Source organism: Catellatospora paridis (assembly GCF_009720365.1).
GTDB classification, from domain to species: Bacteria; Actinomycetota; Actinomycetes; order Mycobacteriales; family Micromonosporaceae; genus Catellatospora; species Catellatospora paridis.
In genome coordinates this window covers 134945-150732 of sequence record NZ_ML769316.1, presented here as the reverse complement: position 1 = coordinate 150732, position 15788 = coordinate 134945, and the positions used below count along the sequence as shown (strand labels likewise).

Here is a 15788-nt window from a genome sequence, read left to right as displayed (position 1 = left end):
CGTCGTCCAAACCCCCTCACGTCGACGGCGTAGAGGGTGTCAGCGGCGGCCTGCGCGACGTGCGCGGGCAGCCGTGGGGTGAGGCCGTCCACGGCCGGGGCGCCTGGCCGCGCGGGCACCACGACCTGGATGGCGGGACGTGCTGGGTCCGGGCGAGTAGGTAGTCGCTGTGGTCGCTGAGCCTGGCCTACCGCGGTTCTGCCAGCGCACCGCAGCGCGGTGAGTAGCTGCGCCCCGTAGACGTAGCGGCCGGGCACGCATACCAGGACCGTGTGTACGCCACCGGTGTGGGGGTGCTGGGTCTCCATCGACACGGTATCGGTGGAAGGCTTGGGGGACATGCGACTCCCGTCAGATGAGGCGGTCGCCGACAGCGGCGTCGGCGACCGTAGGTCGGAGGCGGGTCAGACGACCGGCTCGTGGACGGCGGCATCGGCGAGGTCGTGGCGCTGGTCGCGTGCACGCCGTGCGGGCCTGACCGCGAGGGTGGTCGCGCCGTGGCGGGGGTCGTAGGACGCGATGCCGGACGGGCGTCCTTTGGCGTCATGCATGGCCAGGTCGGCCTGGTGCAGCAGCAGCGCGACGTCGATGCCCGCCGCCGGGGCGGCCAGACCGATCGACATCTTCAGGGCGATGCTGCCGCCGTCGGGTAACGGCATCGGGTTCACGCCGACGAGGTGGCGCAGGTACTGGGCGTGTATCAGGCCTTCGTCGAGGGTGGACCGCCAGGCGAACACGAACTCGTCGCCGTGCAGGTGCCAGACGAACAGGTCCGGCAGCAGGGCGCGCACCACGGTGGCGAAGTGCTGCAGGGCGCGGTCGCCGGTCGCGTGTCCGTAGGAGTCGTTGAGTTCCTTGAACCGGTCGAGGTCGGCGAACCCGACGCAGACCGGCCCACGGGCGGCGATCATGGCGGCGATGCGGGTCTCGGCGTCGGCGCGGTTGCGCAGCCCGGTGAGCGGGTTGACGTGACGTGCCTGCCACAGCTGGCCGTTCAACTCGTTGACCTGCGTCTGCAGGGCGGTGTTGCGCTGGCGGCGGCCGGTGAGCCAGCCGCCGAAGGCGGCCAGTGCCAGCAGCCCGAACAGGTACAGGGTGTGAGACATTGGATGGTGCTCCTCTCAGCTAGGAGCACCGAAGGCGGCAGGAGTTTTCCAGGCTGGCTGCCGCCTTCGGGCTATGAACAGGGCTGGCGGCAGGGGCCGCCAGAGTCACATGGGCGCTCTGATCGGCACTGCTATCAAGTGGTCTGCAGCAGCCCGGCGGCCGGCCCGGTCTGTCCCTCGGCCGCTGCGGTGCTGCCGTCGGCGGTGGGGTCGTCGTAGCGACGGGTCCGGACGCGGGGGCGGGCCGAGGCGGTCGCGGCGGCGATCAGTTCGACGCTGGCGTGGATGTCGACAGCCGCGGCGTGCAGCAGGTCGACCAGCAGGGCCAGGTCTTCGTCGGCGATGTTGTCGACGCCGTGGCCGGCGACATGGCGGCGCAGGCCACCGGTGCGCCACGAGATGGCTGTGGCCACCTGGCCGGGGGTGTCGCGGTCGCGGTTCGTCGTGGCAGGCATGGCGTGCTCGCGGGGCGTGTGGGCCAGAGGGGTGTCGACGTCCATGCCTGCCGCGGCGGTGGGCGCGTCCTGCTGAACGGCGGTGTCGGCGCCGCAGCCGGGTGTGCCGACGATCAGGCCGATGGTGGCGTTGAGGTCGGCGACGGCGGCCTTGAGTTCGGTGAGGATCTGCTCGAGTTCGTCGCTGGTGAGGGTGTCGGCGCGATCGGCGAGTTCGCGGCGCAGCCGAGCGGCGCGAAGCGCGATGGCGTTGGCATTGCCGACGGCCTTGGGCCGACGGCCGGCGGGCGTGGCGGGCTCACCCGCGGCGGGCCGGGACTGGGCGGGTTCGGGCCGGCGGAGGGTGGTCGATCGCATGTGCAGCAGGTGCTCGAGGGTGATTCCGTGACGGCGCATGGCCTGCTCCCTTTCGGGTTGAGGGCAGGGGTGAGCGGCCCGGCGGGCCGCCCACCCCGAGATCGGGTTGTGGTGGTGCGGCCGCCGGTCGAGCCGTCACGGCTCGATCAGGCGTCGATTGCGCAGAACGGACTGTTGGTCAGCGCGCGGTGTCGGCGGACCGGATGGTGCGGGCGGGCCACAAGTCGAAGGGCTGGGGTCCGGTGCCGTTGTCGGCGTAGAACGCGACGTCGACCAGTGTTCGGAGATGGCGCAGGTGGCTGAGCACCGTGTCGTCGCTGGTAGACCACACGATCCGGTTGTCACATGCCCAGCCGGCCATGAACTCGATTAGTGCGGGCATGTCGCGGCCCGGCAGGTGGCGCTCGGGCTGTTCGACGAGGTGGATGTACGGCCAGCGGCAGGTGCGGTCCGCAGCCAGCTGCACCAGCGCCCGGGTGCCGGGTGAGGCGTCGGTCAGCGGCACGGTCAGGGCTCCGGTACGCACGATCAGCCCGCCCGCCTGGGCGAGCGCGACGTTCGGCGGGCGGGTGAGACCACCGAGCAGCCGCAGCGCCGTGTCGGCGCCGGTGTTGAGGTTGTCCTCCAGCTGGACGAGGTTCTCCTCGATGATGGCGCTGGTGTGAGGATCGGGCAGGGGACCGGTGGTGGCGGTGACGACGAGGCCGATGGCGTGCCGCAGGGACCGGGCAACCTCGGCAGTCCATGTCTGATCGGCGGGGTCGAGTGCCATGAGCCAGGGCAGGACCCCGGTGAACTGTGGCTCGGCGTCCTGGACGTCGGCATCGCCGCTCGACATCTGCCGGGGCGACCGGGCTCGGCGCGGGCCAGGGACAGCCGCTGCTGTCGGCTGCCGGTGGCCCGGGTGAGCGTGACCTGGCGAAGGTGGGCTCGCTCGCGGCCGCTGGGCTGCAGGCCGATGGCCAGGTGGAGTGTGTCGGCACCAGTGGGGTCGGTGAAGCAGACGCTGACCTCGACGCTGGTGTGCGGGTCGGTGCTGTACCACGTCAGGCGGTCGGGGTGGCCTTCTGTGAGTGCACGCAGGTGGGCGGGCAGACGCAGTTGGGCGGCCAGGTGGTCGGGGTGCGCGCTGTACAGGATGGTGAGGTCGGCGTAGGTGATGGCGGTGCGCAGCGTGCCGAGACTGTTGGTCGCCTCGATGGAACGCAGCCGCCAGGGTCTGTTGTCCACGGTGGCTCCTTCCGGGCAGGGGTGATCGCGGGCCGGCCTTTGTGGCGGCCCGTGAGCGCAGCGGCGTGGTCAGATGTGTTGGCGGCCCTGGTGGGTGCTGGTCAGGACCGTCACGGTGGCGCGGGCCAGTGCGAGCACGTCATCTGGGGTGCGGCAGGCCAGCGCGGTCCTGGCGAACTCGGCTGCGGCGCTCGCGCCTGCATGCGCGCGCAGCTGGTGGGTGATGCGACCGATGAGGCGCTCGTCGTCGACGGGTCCGGGCGGGATCCGGACGAGCAGCATCGGGTAGCGCGGGCCGGGTTCGGTGCGCGGGTCGGTGGTGCGGGACGCGGCCGTCCCGTTGAATGGCATGGTCTCCTGCCTGATGTCGGGAACGGGTTCAGGCCGTGGCGCGCTGCGTACCGGCCTTGCGGCGGCGGTCGATGGCGCGGGCGGCGGCGATGAACTGGGCCAGCGCGTCGTGCAGTTGGGCGGCGTGGGCGTCGTTGAGGTCAATCTCGTAGTTGCGGCCTTGGTAGCCGAACGTGAATGTCTTGGCAGGCTGGGTGCCGTCGAGGTCGTCGATGGTGAGAAGGATCTTGCGGGTTGCCATGCAGATGCTCCTTCCTGACCGGAGGGCGCGGGCTCATGCGGGCTGGCCGCGCTCGCAGCGGCGTGTGGGGGTCAGATGTGGTCGCGTAACTCGTCGGCGCGGACGGCGAGGTCGAGCTGGAGTCAGGGTCTGACGGGGATGACGGTGGGTTTGTCGGCGCCGGTGTAGCCATTGATCGGGGTGCCGGTTATGAAATGCATGACGGTGTTGGCGCGGCCGGCGCCGACGCGGTAGGTGTGGAAGTGCGGGCGCCGGAAGTGCGGCCGTGGGCTGCGCCTAGCGCCCTCACCGCCGGGACTGTCGGCCGTAATGCGCTGGCTGGCTGGCTGCTTCCACGACCGGATTGCGGCGCCGAGGTGGTAGCCCAGCTCGTAGGCGGCTACCGCGGTGCCCTTGCGGCGCTGCTTCTTGGACTTGCCGCCTGGGGCACGGACCAGGTCGGGCTTGGCGGTGCAGACGTAGAGCAGCACGCCGACGCTTTCGCGTAGCAGCCGGCTGATCTCGTCGTGGGCCTGTCCGCCGAGTTGGTTGCGGAAGCGGCGCTGGACGCTGGCGATGAGGTCGGCCAGGGTGGCGGTGGGGCCGTCGAAGGACAGCACGATCCGGCTGAACGACACCAGCGGCTGGCCGGCCTCATCGATCGGCTGGCCGTTGGGGCCGTAGTGGACGCGGGGGAACAGCAGCACGAGCTCGTGGCGCTGCGGGTGGTGGGAGCTGCAGGGGATCGGCTGGTCGTGCAACAGGCGTGTGCCTGTGATGAAGAATCCGCTGATGCCGATGCTGTGACCGCCCACTGCGCTGAAGCGGACCTGGCGGGACAGGTGCACGTACGGGTCGGGATGGGGCAGCCGGGTTAGGACGTCGCGGTGGATGAGGTCGTTGTCGCGGACGCGTCCGAGTTCGTTGGCGAGGTCGGCGTCGACACAGTAGGCGATCTTGTGCTGGTTCCAGCAGGTCAGCTGGATCATGGTGGACAGGTGCGCGTTGTGCTCGGCCCAGGTGCCGTTCTCGTAGTTGATGATCGACAGCAGGTGCAGTCGCGGCGGGTAGGCGAACTCGGCACCGCGGATGACCTGTGCCTCCAGGTCGGTGATCTCCGACGGCGGGACGCCGATGGCGGTCAGCCGCCGGGCGATGGTCCGGCTGTGGTCGTAGACGGTCATCGCCGCGCGGGCGGCGTCGGCGGCGCGGCTCATGGCCGGGCCGAATGCGAGAGGATCATGAGTATGTTTCCCGGAGGTAGGGGCCTGCGGCCGAGGCCGCAGGCATCGTGGAACGCTGCGGCCCTGTCGGCCGGGTGGTGCGGTGGCGCTACCGGGAGGTGCGTATACCGCGGCGGGCGAACTCGACGCGGTACTCGGTCAGGCTGATGACGTTGAGGGTCAGCCACCAGGCGCCCATGCGGTGGGCGTAGCGGCACAGGTCCAGCAGCGGCATGCTGGAGGCGTTGAGGCCGATGTGCTCGGTGACGTCGTCGTCGCCGAGTTGGGTGTCACCGGGACTAGCCGCTGTCAGGGTGCCGAGTGTGGTGCCACACCCAACGGCGGCGCTGCTCACCTCGGGGTCAGGCGGTCAGGGGCGGCCGATGACGGGCTGGATGAGCTTGTGGTCGAACTTGTTGTCCCAGGGCAGCTGGTGGAACGTGTCGGGCCAGACGATCTGCTGCAGCCGTACGTTGCGGTGGCCGAAGATCTCGTACGCCATGCCGGGGATCAACCTGGTCGGGATGGGCCCGTCCGCGTCGATGACGTGCAGGTCGTAGTCGTCGATGACGTCGGTCAGGATCTGGCCGTGGGCCAGCGTCTGCTCGCCTGGGCGGATCTGTGAGCCGAGGCTGTTGAGGATGTGATGGGCGGCGTCGATGGCCAGGCCGACGATGACCAGCTCGGGGTGGCCCGCTGCGGTCAGGCCGACGGTGTAGAGCATCGAGGCGGGAAGCTGCTCGTCGGGGTGGATGTTCATGACGGCGAACTTGCCGTCGGCTACGAGGGCACGCATGTCCTCGATGAGCTTCTGGCGCCGCTGCGCGATCTCCTCGGGCGACAGCGGGTGCTGCGGAGGCAGTTCGGCGGTTGTGGTGAACCCGATGTCCACGGCGTCCTCATCGATCAAGCGCAGGTACATGTACTGGCAGCCGGAGGTACGCATCCGCTGCACGAACGCGGTGGCGGTCTCGGCGTGGAACTGCAGGTGCAGCGGGCTGAAGAAGCCGCCGTCGAAGGGGTGGTCGGGATCCTGCCGACCGCTACCGGGCTCCCAGCCCTGCGCGTAGATCTTGGGGCTGATCCCTGGCCCGAACTCGGCCGGCGGCAGCCCGTTGGACTCTAGGTAGACGCCGGTGTCGTCGGAAACCCACAGCAGGGACCCGGGGCAACCACCGTCGGGGTGCTCGCCGCAGGGCCCGCTGGCGGGGGTGACCTCGGCGTGCGATGTCAGCCGCAGCACCCATTCCAGGTCGAAGAAGAACACGTTGTCGTCCACGAGCAGCTCCTTGCTGATGGTGGGGATGGGGTAGACGGCGGTCTGCGGTGTGCCGTCGTCGAGCAGGTGGTGATGTCGCGACCGGTCTGCGGGTCGCTGCGGGCGGCGGCTCACGAGCCTGGGCAGCGATCGGTTGCGTCGCGGATGTCACGGCAGAGCTGGCGAGGGACAGCCGCATACGGACGCTCGATACGGCCGGCCACCGCTGGGGCAGCATGTCGATGCCGGCTTGCCGAAGCGCGCTGTTGGCATCGTCGAGCGTGCGTCGGCCGTCGACGACCGCGTCGAGCAGTTCCTGACGGCACCGGGTCTGCAGCAGCCAATTGCGGGTGTTGACCGCCTCAGCGGCGTGCATGTCGATCGCGAGAGGTGAAAATGGAACAGCTCCTTAACTGCTCAAGGGATGGGTGGGAGCGCCGGCACGGTGAGCCGCCGTGGTTGGTGAACCGGTGATGTGCGCAATGCGTAGAAGTCCGTCCGGGGCAGCCGCCGGCGTGGTCCGGCGGCCACGTGAGTGGTCCGCGGATCTGGTTCGCCGGACATGGACCGCCCCGGGCAGGGTCGTGATCGCTCCGGGTCCCGGCGGAGTCCGGCCGCTGGAGGGTTAGCCGGTCCTGCCCAGCGCCGCCCCGACATTGATCATGTAGGGCACCGGGGGGATGGCTCCGGCTGATGACCGGTCGCCGTCGGCGTGGACCTCGAAGTGCAGATGGGGTCCGCTGGAGTGCCCGCTGTTGCCCACGACGCCGATGGGTTGCCCGGCCAGCACGGTGTCACCGATGGTGACGTCGGGACGCTTGCCGAGGTGGCAGTAGCGGGTGATGAAGTTCCCGGCGTGTTTGATGTCGACGTACCAGCCGCAGCCTGGCGTGGCCAGGTTTCCGTCGCGGTCGCAGCCCCACCACTGTGGGCTGATGTCGCAGCGGACCTGCACGACGGTTCCGGCGGAGGCGGCCACGACGATGTCGCCGCGGGCGGCGTCGAGGTCGACGCCGTTGTGCCGGGGCCGGTGCTCGGTGCGGAAGTCGGAGACGACGTCGGCGTTGACCGGCTTGACCCATGCGCCTGCGACCGGGGTGCAGATCTGCACGGAAAGGCTGGCCTGGGCGGCCAGGTGCTGCACGAGGGCGGTCGCTTTGGCCTCGTGCTTGGCGTAGGCGCCGGGGAAGGCTGACTTCTGGACCTTCTGCGCGGCTTCGGTCAACGCCATCGTCTGCCAGCCGCCGACGCGCGCCAGGGCGTCGTAGAACCGGCCGGCCGCGTAGGTGGGCAGCATTAGCTGGGCGGGGGTGCCCCAGCCTTGGCTGGGCCGCTGCTGGAACAGCCCGAGCGAGTCGTGGTCGCTGCCGGTGCCCTCATGCGGCACGTGCAACGACTCCGGCACCCTCGGGTTGGCCCGGTTGTACAGGCTCGACTCCTGCATCGCGGTCGCGACCGCGATGACCCACCCGCGGGCGGGCACTTGCCGTCGCATCCCCTCACCGACGATCGCCGCGGCGTTGGCGACCTGCTTGTCGTCGAATCCCTCCGGCAGGCTCGCAGCCGGACTTGCCGAGGGCGAGGCGCTGCTCGGGCTCACCGAGATGGCTGGGCTCACTGAGGCGGTCGAGCCGCCCGACGAAGCCGGGCCGGTGCTGGGTTCCGCTAGGCAGGCGGCGTTGGAGGCGCCGCCGCTGAGCGCGGTGAGGAACCCGGTGCAGCAGATGAGGACGACGCCGGTGGCCACGCTGGTCAGCAGCGGCCAGTTACGTGCTGACATGGTTGCCTCCGCTCTGGCTGTGCGCTGCGCGGGTCGGTGCGGCAGTACAGGTCATGGGCTCTCCTGGGTGGGCCAGGTCGCTGTGGGTGGTGGTCCGGCGGTGAACGGGAAAATGGCCGGGCGTCGCGCCGGCACGCTGGGTGCGGGCCCGCCGCATGAGCGGGCCCGCACCTCGTGCGGGGTTGAAGGGGAGGTGTGCGACCCTCAGCGGCATTGCCGCGGCTGCCCCAGGGGGCTGCCGGTGGCGGTGCTGCCTTGGTCGCGCCCGCCGTCCGGCGGGGTGGTGCTGCGCCACACGAAGTGGCGGTAGTGCGGTTGGTGCTGTGCCACGCGAACGTGGCGGGGTGCGATGGCCCTCGAGCGAGGACCGGGTGCCGGACTGCCGTGAGGCGGCCCGGTCGGGTGGGTCAGATGGTCATGGCGACGAGCACGCAGTGCCGCGGGAGCTTGGCCACATGGGTGGCTGCCTTCTTCAGGAAGGCGATGCGGGCGGCGTAGCTGTCGTCTGCGGGCTCCAGCCGCAGGCCGGACTCGGTGATCACGACGTCGCCGGCGAGTGCCCGGTACTGGCACATGGTGGAGTAGGCGATGCTTCCGGCCTGGAACGCTTCGACATCCATCGGGTCGAAGGTGTCGTTGGCCGACAGGCCGTTGCTGACGGTCATCATCGCCGCGATGCGCGGCTGAGCCAGAAACATGTCCCAGGCGGCCTGCTCCGTCAGCTTGCCGTTGCTGGTCTTCGCGCGGTTCTGGAAGTGGCTCCAGCCCTGCGCGGTCGCGGTGCCGGCGACGGCATCGCTCCAGCGGGCGTGACGAAGGGATGCCTGGGTGAAGGCGTTGCGCTGTGCGGCCTTGAGGTCCAGGCGGGAACGGCGGCCTCCTGCGGCGCGGATCACGTGGATCCGGCCACGTTCGGCTCCGACCAGACCGTGGTCGAACAGGCGGGTCAGCCATGCCAGACGGCGGACGGCCTTCACCGGGAACTGCACGCTCGGCGTGGCGTTCGGGTTGCGCTCGAGCGCGGGCTCTACGAGCTCCTCCCAGTCCGCGACGGGTCGCGGAGACGCACACACCACGAAGGTGCGGAAGGTGAACTCGGTGGTTCCTGGCTTTGCGGTCATACGGGATGCTCCTTCCCCTGTGGGGGTTGTGGGGTTGGTTGGTGCCCGGTCCGGGCGGGATGGTCGTTGAGGCGCCGTAGGCGCCGGTCTGCTCACCCGTGGAGGGTCGCTGGCCGGGGCTGTACGCCCGACATCCCGCGCGTTGCGGGGTGGTGCCGGAGAGGCTTGCTGTGCAAGTGCCTTCACCATGGCTCCGCCCGCTGACAGCCCAAGATCGGCCGGATGGGGTGTGAGCTGCCCTGTCAGTGAAACCGCGATTTCTGTCAGCAGAAAGTCGGCGACTTTTCGCTGACAGGGCTTGCCTCGGCCACTGGCCAGCACCCCGCGCCTCTGAGTGCGAGCACCTGTGAACGCCGAGAGAGGGGGCAGCAGAACTGGCTCGCGTCTATGGCCGCGGCCGACGCCCGGGAGCTCGACTGGCGCGGTCGGCCGCAGGCTGGGCGTCATCTGCGCAATGAGCGCGTGGCGGTTGTCGGCAGCCGCACGGCGCCTACCGCCCGCGCTACTGGCTGCAAATGTGTCGACAGGACGCCTTCGTTGGCCGCGAGCGCGGCGCGCCTGGCTGTGACAGACATCTGAGGCATGCGGCAGGTCGGCGTGCTGGAGGGCTGCGCGGACACGTCGCGGATCTTGCGTCAACACCTGTTGCAAGCAGTCGATCTTGCGTCAACATCTGTTGCAGGTCGGGCGATCTTGCGTCAACGCTTGTTGCAAGGAGGTGATCTTGCGTCAATGGCTGTTGCAGCCGGTTGATCTTGCGTCAACATGTGTTGCACCCCTCAACCCCCGTGCGCGTGCCGAGACTTCGATCGGCAGTTGGACATGTCTGATGGGGAATGGTCTTGACATCGGACTGTGGCGCGCGGGACGGTCGGATCTTCACCATTGTCGGATTCGAGGAGAGTGAGGTGGAAGAACCATTCACCGAGGAGGAGTGCTTCCGGATCGAGGACATGCTGACCGTGATGGCAGAGGCGATGACAGAGACGCTGACCAGTACGGACAGGCTTGCCCACGACGGCGAACTCGGCCGCAGGCTCGGGATGCTCACGTCTTATGACGTGCTGCGCCGCAGCTGCGAGAGGTTCGTCGATGCGCTCGCCCATGCCTCGGCTCGTGCGGGTGCGGAGTACCCGGACCTGGGCCAGGCGGTAAAGATGACCCGTCAGGGAGCGCAGCGGCGCTGGCCTGACCTGGCCCAGGTCCGGGAACAAGCCCAGGACTCCGATTTCACAGCCCCCTACCGCCAGGGGGTGCCTACCGGCGCTGCGGCGACAGGCAGGCGTGCAGTCGGCGACCGCGGCAAGCGGCGCTGACAGGCTCAGCCGCGACGGCTGACAGCGGACCGGCGGCGGGGCCGGCCGCTGACAGCGCGGAGCACATCGCTGACAGAGGAATCGCACGCGCTGACAGCGCTTGTCCGGCCGTCGACAGGGCAGCTTGGCACACTGAGTGCTCGCCTTACGATGAGGGTCTGCGCGACGTGCCCTCGGTGGAGGTGGCTTCTGGAGTTCAACCTGGCGGGCGGCAGGGTCACATATTCGGTGACCCAGGCACTGGAGACGGTCAGCGCCTACGCTTTCGCGACCGAGACGCTCGACCCGGGCCCACGCTTCCCGTACGCGTTCACGCCGCATCCTGTGCCCCGTTACGGCTACCGCACCTATGACTGCGTACCCAGCTCGCCCGGCCCTGCATTCACTGACCTGGACCTACTGGTGAGCGCCGGGCTCAACGCTGACCTGAACGTGCGCACGCTCGTACGGCTTCGCAGCTTCGCCGACCGAGCCGCCGAGCACCTGGAAGCCGCACACCGCATACAGCCGGACTTCCTGCTTCTGCCGCGAGACGAACTGGGTGACAGCCCGCCGCAGGGCACCGCAGGCTGGCATCTGCATGAGGCGTGGCGGCAAGGCACGGCCACTCCCGGACTAAAAGTGGCTCGCGTCCACAAGGTGCTGCACCACAAGCGGCCACGGCTCGTGCCGCTGCTCGACAACTGGACTATCGCACCGATCGACACGGCGGCCACGTCACGGGGCTGTACGGCGTGGCAGCAGATCCATGATGAGATCCATGCGCACGCCGAGCAGTTCCGTGACCTCGCCGCCGCGTTCGACCAGCTCGCCTGCGGTCCCGGCGACGTCAGCCTTTCGCATCTGCGTCTCTACGACATTCTCATATGGATGAGCGTCCGACACCTTCCCGGTTGATCAGCGCCGACGCTCGCGGGCCAAACGGTGGCTGCCGGTGGGGGGTCACCTGCCAGAGCCTGACGGGTCGGGTCGGCGATCACGGGATCGTCGGTCAATGCTGGCTCACACTGAGCCAGCGGAGTTAGCACTCCTCCGGAGCGCCGCGGGAGGTGGTGTGTGTCGATGAGCGCATACAACCCGGCCCGCTAGGCGCCCGAGGTACGACGGCTACTATGGATAGTTGATCATCGGATATGGATCTAAATCCACGGGCATCCACTGATCGGACGCTAATGGCTCGTCGTCCGCCGGTTCTTCAACGAGTCGGCCATCGACCCGCCGAAGCCAGTTCACTCCGTTTGAGTCTCTGAACGTGATGGCCGTTGCCAGGGCCGTGGGCTCCTCGCCCGATGGCAGCGCCTCCGCTCGTTCGAGCTTTCGCCCCTCGCTCATGCAGGGGATGAATCGCGGTTCAGCGGTTGGCGGGAATACGGGAAATATGGCCCGCATGATGCGCACGTTCTCCCAGCTCGCGTCTCGGGCATCGCTCGTCCTCTGCCGCAGCCAGAAGACGGTCAGGTCGAACACCGGTGATTCTGAGCCGTTGTGCACATAGGCGCCGTAACGGATCCTGACTGTCGGCACGGCGTCGACCGTTTTCGGCTCAGTCCTTGCCCAAGCCGATACCTTCGCTGCCTGGGCCCGCCTCGCGGATGCCTCCTCCGACGAGCGCCGGACCTCGTTCACTCTGTCGCGTTCGGCTTCCCTGCGCAGCAGCAGGTAGGTCAGTAGCAATGCGCCCATCGTGCCGAGGGAGCCGCAGGCGGTCGCAATCGCACTCAGCCACGTCGCAGCACCGTCCATGCGCGAAAGCCTATGGGCAGCTGTCAATTAATCCTTGCCAAGGCCAAAGCTGGCGATGGCCTGTCAGCGCCCATCCGGCCGGGCCAGAGCGATGAGCGGGATTCGCCGGGCTGGATCGCTGCCGACGAGGAAGAGGCACGAATTTGCAGGGTTGTCCGCGTGCACTCCGGTGGCCACCGGGTGACTGACACCCTCGTCGGTCAGACGCTGGTGCAGGTTCGCCTCCCGGCGGCGGGAGTGCAGCCAGAACACCACCGGCCAGCGTGCCGTGTCGACGAGGTCGACGGCCAAGGCGTAGGTGCGGACCTTGGTGACCAGGCGGTGCAGCTCCTCCTCACCGGTGTCGTACTCGAAGAAGAACCCGATGTCACGGTCGCCGACGTGCCAGCGGCCGAACCCGTCGGGACGCACCCCGGAGGTGAGCTGCGCGGCCTGGGCCTGGTTCAGCCAGTGGCGCAGCCGGGCGTGCCGGTGGGTGCGGCTGTGGGCGGCCAGGGCGATGAAGAACGAGTTGACGCCCAACTGGTGGCCCAGGAACGGGCTGTCGATGATGGCGTGGGCTTGTCGGCGCCACTGTCGGGCGGTGGGCGGCGGTTCGTCGCGGCGGGCGGCGGCCCACTGGTGTCCGAATGGGCCGAGGGTGTGCAGGTACGGGGCGCTGCGGGCCAGGCTCGGCCGCAGCATGGTCGAGTCGATGAAACGCAGCCGCCGCAGCACGGCCAAGCGAGCCTGGGCGCGGCGTTCGGACCCGAACAGGGCAGCGGTGACGTGCGGGGTGGTCAGGGCACGGTGATGGGCCAGCCAATCCAGCAAGATCAGGTCCCGAGGGGTGAGGTGGCTGCGTGCGACCAGGTAGGCGGAGTGTGCGATGGGTGAGGAAGACGATGTAGTCATGTCAGTGGTCCTTTACCCTCAGGGAGAACTCCCGGTAGGGAGTGGGGTTTCGATCCGCGGGCTGTCAGGGCCTGTCAGCGCAGCTCGTGGGCCTGTCAGCGGCCACCGCCGGCCGATCTTGGCCGACGGCAGCCTGACGCCCAGCCCGACAGCGACCTGACGGCCCAGCGACACGCCGCTCGTCGATGCCCGGTCACTGTCCGCTACTGCTTGCCGGCCTGCTGGACGCTGTCGTCGGTCTGGTGCCCGGCGCCCGACTGGGCCCTGGACCGCGCGGCGCGGCGCTCCCGTTCGGCCCTCATGTCGTTGCGGGCCTTACGCTCGGCCGCTGACTGCGCCTGTGCCGGGTGCGCGGCCGACAGCCGCTGCCGCAGGGCGAGGGTCGACTGCGCGGCCGCCACTGGTGGCAGGGTCGTGAACGTGAACGCCGGCAGTTCCCGGTGGTTGATCACGATCCTGCCGACGGCGGTGTGGGCGTCGAGCTTGGCCAGGTCGTGCTCGTCGACCTCCGGTGCGACGTGCTTGGCCAGGTCCTTGGCATCGCCCGGGTCGACGTTGAAGTAGATCTTGTTGCGGGCGTTGGCGCTGACGGCTTCGGCGACGTCTTTGGGCAGCTGGGCGAGGTTCTGGTGGGCCAGCAGCATCCCGAGGCGGTAGCCGCGCGCTTCGGCGAGCATGTCGCCCACCGGAGAGGGCAGATTGAGGAAGTTCTGCGCTTCGTCGACGTACAGCATGGCCGGGCGGCGTTTGGCCTCCGGGAGCGCGGAGCGTGCGGTGGCGGCCTGCCAGGTCTTGGCCAGGATGATGCTTCCCAGCACCCGGCACGTCTCGTCGCCGAGCACACCTTTGGGCAGCCGCACGAGCAGCAGTCCGCCGTCGAGCACGTCACCGAGGTCGAACGTCGACTTCGGCTGGCCGATGGTGCGCCGCACGAAGTCGCGCAGCAGGAACGCCCGCAGCCGGGCCAGGACCGGGCCGATGATCTGGGCGCGGGCGGCGGCGTTCATGCTGTCGTACCAGGCCCAGAACCCGTGCAGACCTGACGGGTCGTCGAGGTCGACGGTGTACTCGGCCCGGAACTGGTCGCTGTTGAGCAGCGGCGGAACCAGCGACAGCGTCGCGTTGGCCTTGGTGAGCAGCGTCAGCAGCGACACCCGCAGCACGTCGTCGATACGCGGCCCCCAGAACCGGGCGAAGATCTTGGCGAAGATCCCGACGATGTTATCGACCGCCAGCTCTCTGTCGTCTCCTTCCAGCGGGTTGATGGCCGGCTGGTTCTCCTGTTCCGGGTCGATGAGCACGACCCGGTCGGCGACCTCGTAGGGCAGCCGGGCCAGGATGTCGTTGACCAGGTCCCCCTTCGGGTCGATGACGACCGCGCCGCGGCTGGCGGCGACGTCGTCGAGGACCATGTGCGTGATCAGCGTCGACTTGCCCGACCCGGTCTTGCCGATCAGGTGGATGTGCTCGCTGGCAGACGCGACGGGCATGGCCAGCCTGTGGCCGCCGACCTGCGCGATGCCCAGCGGCTTGGTCCCTCCGCCGCCTGCGGGGATCGTTACCGGTGCCGGAACAGCCTTGGCTCGGGCCCGGTCGAGGCCGGGCACGGCCAGGTCCTGTGGCAGGGCCGCGAGCGCGGCGAGCTCGTCGACGCCGGCGAGGAACCCGTGGCTCATCCGCCGGCCGGCGGCCACGGCCAGGGGGTGGGGCATCTTGCGGCGCTGCAGGCTGTTACGCCCGGCGTGGATTGCGAACGCTGAGGCGACCGCGTGCGCGAGGCCGCGCAGCCGGTTGTTCAGCCGCTGCGCGACCTGCGGGTCCTGGCTGCGGGGCGCGGCGGTGGCGACGATGTAGCGGGCGTCGACCTCGAACACGGCCCCGGACAGGGCCTTGTCGACGACCATGCGGATGTCGCGCTCGGCGACGGGGTCCCGCCGCACGGCCGTCCCGCGGGCGGTCGCCGAGCGGGTCGACGGTCCGGGCAGGAACAGCTCGACCAGCCACAGCAGCGGCGCCACCGCTATCCCCACTAGGTCCGGCCCACCGCCTGAGACGCTGCCGCCTTCGCGCATCCGCGCGGCGACGGCTCTGGCGCGGCGCAGCCGCGACGCCCGTGCGGGGCGGGCGTGGATCTGCACCAGGGTGTGCTCGCCGTTGCGCGTGTCGGCACCTGCAGCCAGTAGCGGCCGCAGGGGGTCGTTGTCGTGGTCGGTGCGCAGCGGCAGTACGTCAGGTAGCCGCGTATACAGCCGCCCGCCGGTGGCCAGGGTGCCCTCGACGGGCAGCGGCGGGACAGCGTCGGCTTCGGTGATGCTCGCGCTGGGCCATGCTGAGCGGATCGCGGCGATGGCCGCGCCGCGGGGGACGCTGCCGGGTACCCACAGCTGGATCTGCAGCTGCCGGCCGGTCCAGGAGTATTCGAACACGACGTGCGGGATGCCGTAGAGCAGTCGACGCCAGGTCGACGGTGTGAGAACCCCGGCCAGGGTGCGCCACAGGTCGGCGGCGGTGCCCTGGTCGACCTGCGGCGGCGGGGCGATGGTCAGCAGGCCCGCGCCGTCGGTCATGCGCCGGTGGCGCCAGTCGGCCAGCAGTTGCTGGCCGCCGAGCGCCGCCAATACGCCGAGGCCGGCGACCGCGGCCAGCCAGGGCCGGTCCAGCACCCACCGGGTGATTTCGAGCAGGGAATCGCTGGTGATGGGCGGGCTGATTGCCATGGTGGAGGTACCGTCCT

At 69.6% G+C, this 15788-nt stretch carries 16 protein-coding genes; 3 read left to right on the top strand and 13 right to left on the bottom strand.

The genetic code is table 11. From position 1 onward, the window contains the following. Positions 1-404: 404 nt before the first annotated feature. The 8 genes from F9C41_RS16265 to F9C41_RS16230 form a co-directional block, all read right to left on the bottom strand. Positions 405-1106: a GGDEF domain-containing protein gene (locus F9C41_RS16265; RefSeq protein ID WP_155387648.1), complete on the bottom strand. Its 702-nt coding sequence runs from the start codon at positions 1104-1106 to the stop codon at positions 405-407. A gap of 134 nt (positions 1107-1240) precedes the next feature. Beyond that, positions 1241-1957, bottom strand: a complete 717-nt coding sequence (locus F9C41_RS16260) for a hypothetical protein (RefSeq protein ID WP_155387647.1) — start codon at positions 1955-1957, stop codon at positions 1241-1243. Between the two features lie 139 nt (positions 1958-2096). Continuing rightward, positions 2097-2756 (bottom strand): hypothetical protein, encoded by a 660-nt coding sequence (locus F9C41_RS16255; RefSeq protein ID WP_155387646.1) that lies wholly within the window; start codon positions 2754-2756, stop codon positions 2097-2099. A gap of 461 nt (positions 2757-3217) precedes the next feature. Continuing rightward, positions 3218-3499, bottom strand: coding sequence for a hypothetical protein (locus tag F9C41_RS16250; protein WP_155387645.1), 282 nt, complete (start codon positions 3497-3499; stop codon positions 3218-3220). A 28-nt stretch (positions 3500-3527) separates the two neighbouring features. After that, complete coding sequence (locus tag F9C41_RS16245) at positions 3528-3740, bottom strand: Lsr2 dimerization domain-containing protein (RefSeq protein ID WP_155387644.1); 213 nt, start codon at positions 3738-3740, stop codon at positions 3528-3530. Between the two features lie 122 nt (positions 3741-3862). Further along, positions 3863-4936 carry a hypothetical protein gene (locus F9C41_RS16240; protein ID WP_155387643.1) on the bottom strand — a complete coding sequence of 358 codons (1074 nt, stop codon included), beginning with the start codon at positions 4934-4936 and terminating at the stop codon, positions 3863-3865. A 115-nt stretch (positions 4937-5051) separates the two neighbouring features. Further along, on the bottom strand, positions 5052-5297 hold the full coding sequence (locus F9C41_RS16235; RefSeq protein WP_155387642.1) for a hypothetical protein: 246 nt from the start codon (positions 5295-5297) through the stop codon (positions 5052-5054). Between the two features lie 15 nt (positions 5298-5312). Then, the gene (locus tag F9C41_RS16230) at positions 5313-6335 is read right to left on the bottom strand and encodes a DUF4262 domain-containing protein (protein ID WP_155387641.1); all 1023 of its coding nucleotides are present in this window, start codon (positions 6333-6335) and stop codon (positions 5313-5315) included. 115 nt (positions 6336-6450) lie between these two features. On the opposite strand from F9C41_RS16230, the gene F9C41_RS16225 reads away from it, so the two are divergent. Further along, positions 6451-6594, top strand: coding sequence for a hypothetical protein (locus F9C41_RS16225; RefSeq protein ID WP_155387640.1), 144 nt, complete (start codon positions 6451-6453; stop codon positions 6592-6594). A 231-nt stretch (positions 6595-6825) separates the two neighbouring features. Here F9C41_RS16225 and F9C41_RS16220 read toward each other — a convergent pair whose 3' ends face one another. Both F9C41_RS16220 and F9C41_RS16215 read right to left on the bottom strand, forming a co-directional pair. Further along, positions 6826-7980 (bottom strand): M23 family metallopeptidase, encoded by a 1155-nt coding sequence (locus F9C41_RS16220; protein ID WP_155387639.1) that lies wholly within the window; start codon positions 7978-7980, stop codon positions 6826-6828. A 407-nt stretch (positions 7981-8387) separates the two neighbouring features. Beyond that, on the bottom strand, positions 8388-9101 hold the full coding sequence (locus tag F9C41_RS16215) for a hypothetical protein (RefSeq protein WP_155387638.1): 714 nt from the start codon (positions 9099-9101) through the stop codon (positions 8388-8390). Between the two features lie 908 nt (positions 9102-10009). Here F9C41_RS16215 and F9C41_RS16210 point away from each other — a divergent pair. Both F9C41_RS16210 and F9C41_RS16205 read left to right on the top strand, forming a co-directional pair. Further along, positions 10010-10417: a hypothetical protein gene (locus F9C41_RS16210; protein WP_155387637.1), complete on the top strand. Its 408-nt coding sequence runs from the start codon at positions 10010-10012 to the stop codon at positions 10415-10417. A gap of 228 nt (positions 10418-10645) precedes the next feature. After that, complete coding sequence (locus F9C41_RS16205) at positions 10646-11314, top strand: DUF6308 family protein (RefSeq protein WP_155387636.1); 669 nt, start codon at positions 10646-10648, stop codon at positions 11312-11314. Between the two features lie 213 nt (positions 11315-11527). Here F9C41_RS16205 and F9C41_RS16200 read toward each other — a convergent pair whose 3' ends face one another. From F9C41_RS16200 to F9C41_RS16190, 3 genes are all read right to left on the bottom strand, one after another. Next, a complete protein-coding gene (locus tag F9C41_RS16200) occupies positions 11528-12160 on the bottom strand; it encodes a hypothetical protein (protein ID WP_155387635.1) in 633 nt (210 codons plus the stop codon). A gap of 63 nt (positions 12161-12223) precedes the next feature. Continuing rightward, positions 12224-13054 carry a replication-relaxation family protein gene (locus F9C41_RS16195; protein WP_155387634.1) on the bottom strand — a complete coding sequence of 277 codons (831 nt, stop codon included), beginning with the start codon at positions 13052-13054 and terminating at the stop codon, positions 12224-12226. Between the two features lie 203 nt (positions 13055-13257). Next, complete coding sequence (locus tag F9C41_RS16190; protein WP_155387633.1) at positions 13258-15771, bottom strand: type IV secretory system conjugative DNA transfer family protein; 2514 nt, start codon at positions 15769-15771, stop codon at positions 13258-13260. Between the last annotated feature and the right edge of the window lie 17 nt (positions 15772-15788).

Coding starts and splice junctions, on each gene's coding strand:
- F9C41_RS16240 (WP_155387643.1), bottom strand. CDS start 4,936: ATGAGCCGCGCCGCCGACGCCGCCCGCGCGGCGATGACCGTCTACGAC.
- F9C41_RS16245 (WP_155387644.1), bottom strand. CDS start 3,740: ATGGCAACCCGCAAGATCCTTCTCACCATCGACGACCTCGACGGCACC.
- F9C41_RS16250 (WP_155387645.1), bottom strand. CDS start 3,499: ATGCCATTCAACGGGACGGCCGCGTCCCGCACCACCGACCCGCGCACC.
- F9C41_RS16255 (WP_155387646.1), bottom strand. CDS start 2,756: ATGTCGAGCGGCGATGCCGACGTCCAGGACGCCGAGCCACAGTTCACC.
- F9C41_RS16265 (WP_155387648.1), bottom strand. CDS start 1,106: ATGTCTCACACCCTGTACCTGTTCGGGCTGCTGGCACTGGCCGCCTTC.
- F9C41_RS16260 (WP_155387647.1), bottom strand. CDS start 1,957: ATGCGCCGTCACGGAATCACCCTCGAGCACCTGCTGCACATGCGATCG.
- F9C41_RS16215 (WP_155387638.1), bottom strand. CDS start 9,101: ATGACCGCAAAGCCAGGAACCACCGAGTTCACCTTCCGCACCTTCGTG.
- F9C41_RS16220 (WP_155387639.1), bottom strand. CDS start 7,980: ATGTCAGCACGTAACTGGCCGCTGCTGACCAGCGTGGCCACCGGCGTC.
- F9C41_RS16200 (WP_155387635.1), bottom strand. CDS start 12,160: ATGGACGGTGCTGCGACGTGGCTGAGTGCGATTGCGACCGCCTGCGGC.
- F9C41_RS16190 (WP_155387633.1), bottom strand. CDS start 15,771: ATGGCAATCAGCCCGCCCATCACCAGCGATTCCCTGCTCGAAATCACC.
- F9C41_RS16195 (WP_155387634.1), bottom strand. CDS start 13,054: ATGACTACATCGTCTTCCTCACCCATCGCACACTCCGCCTACCTGGTC.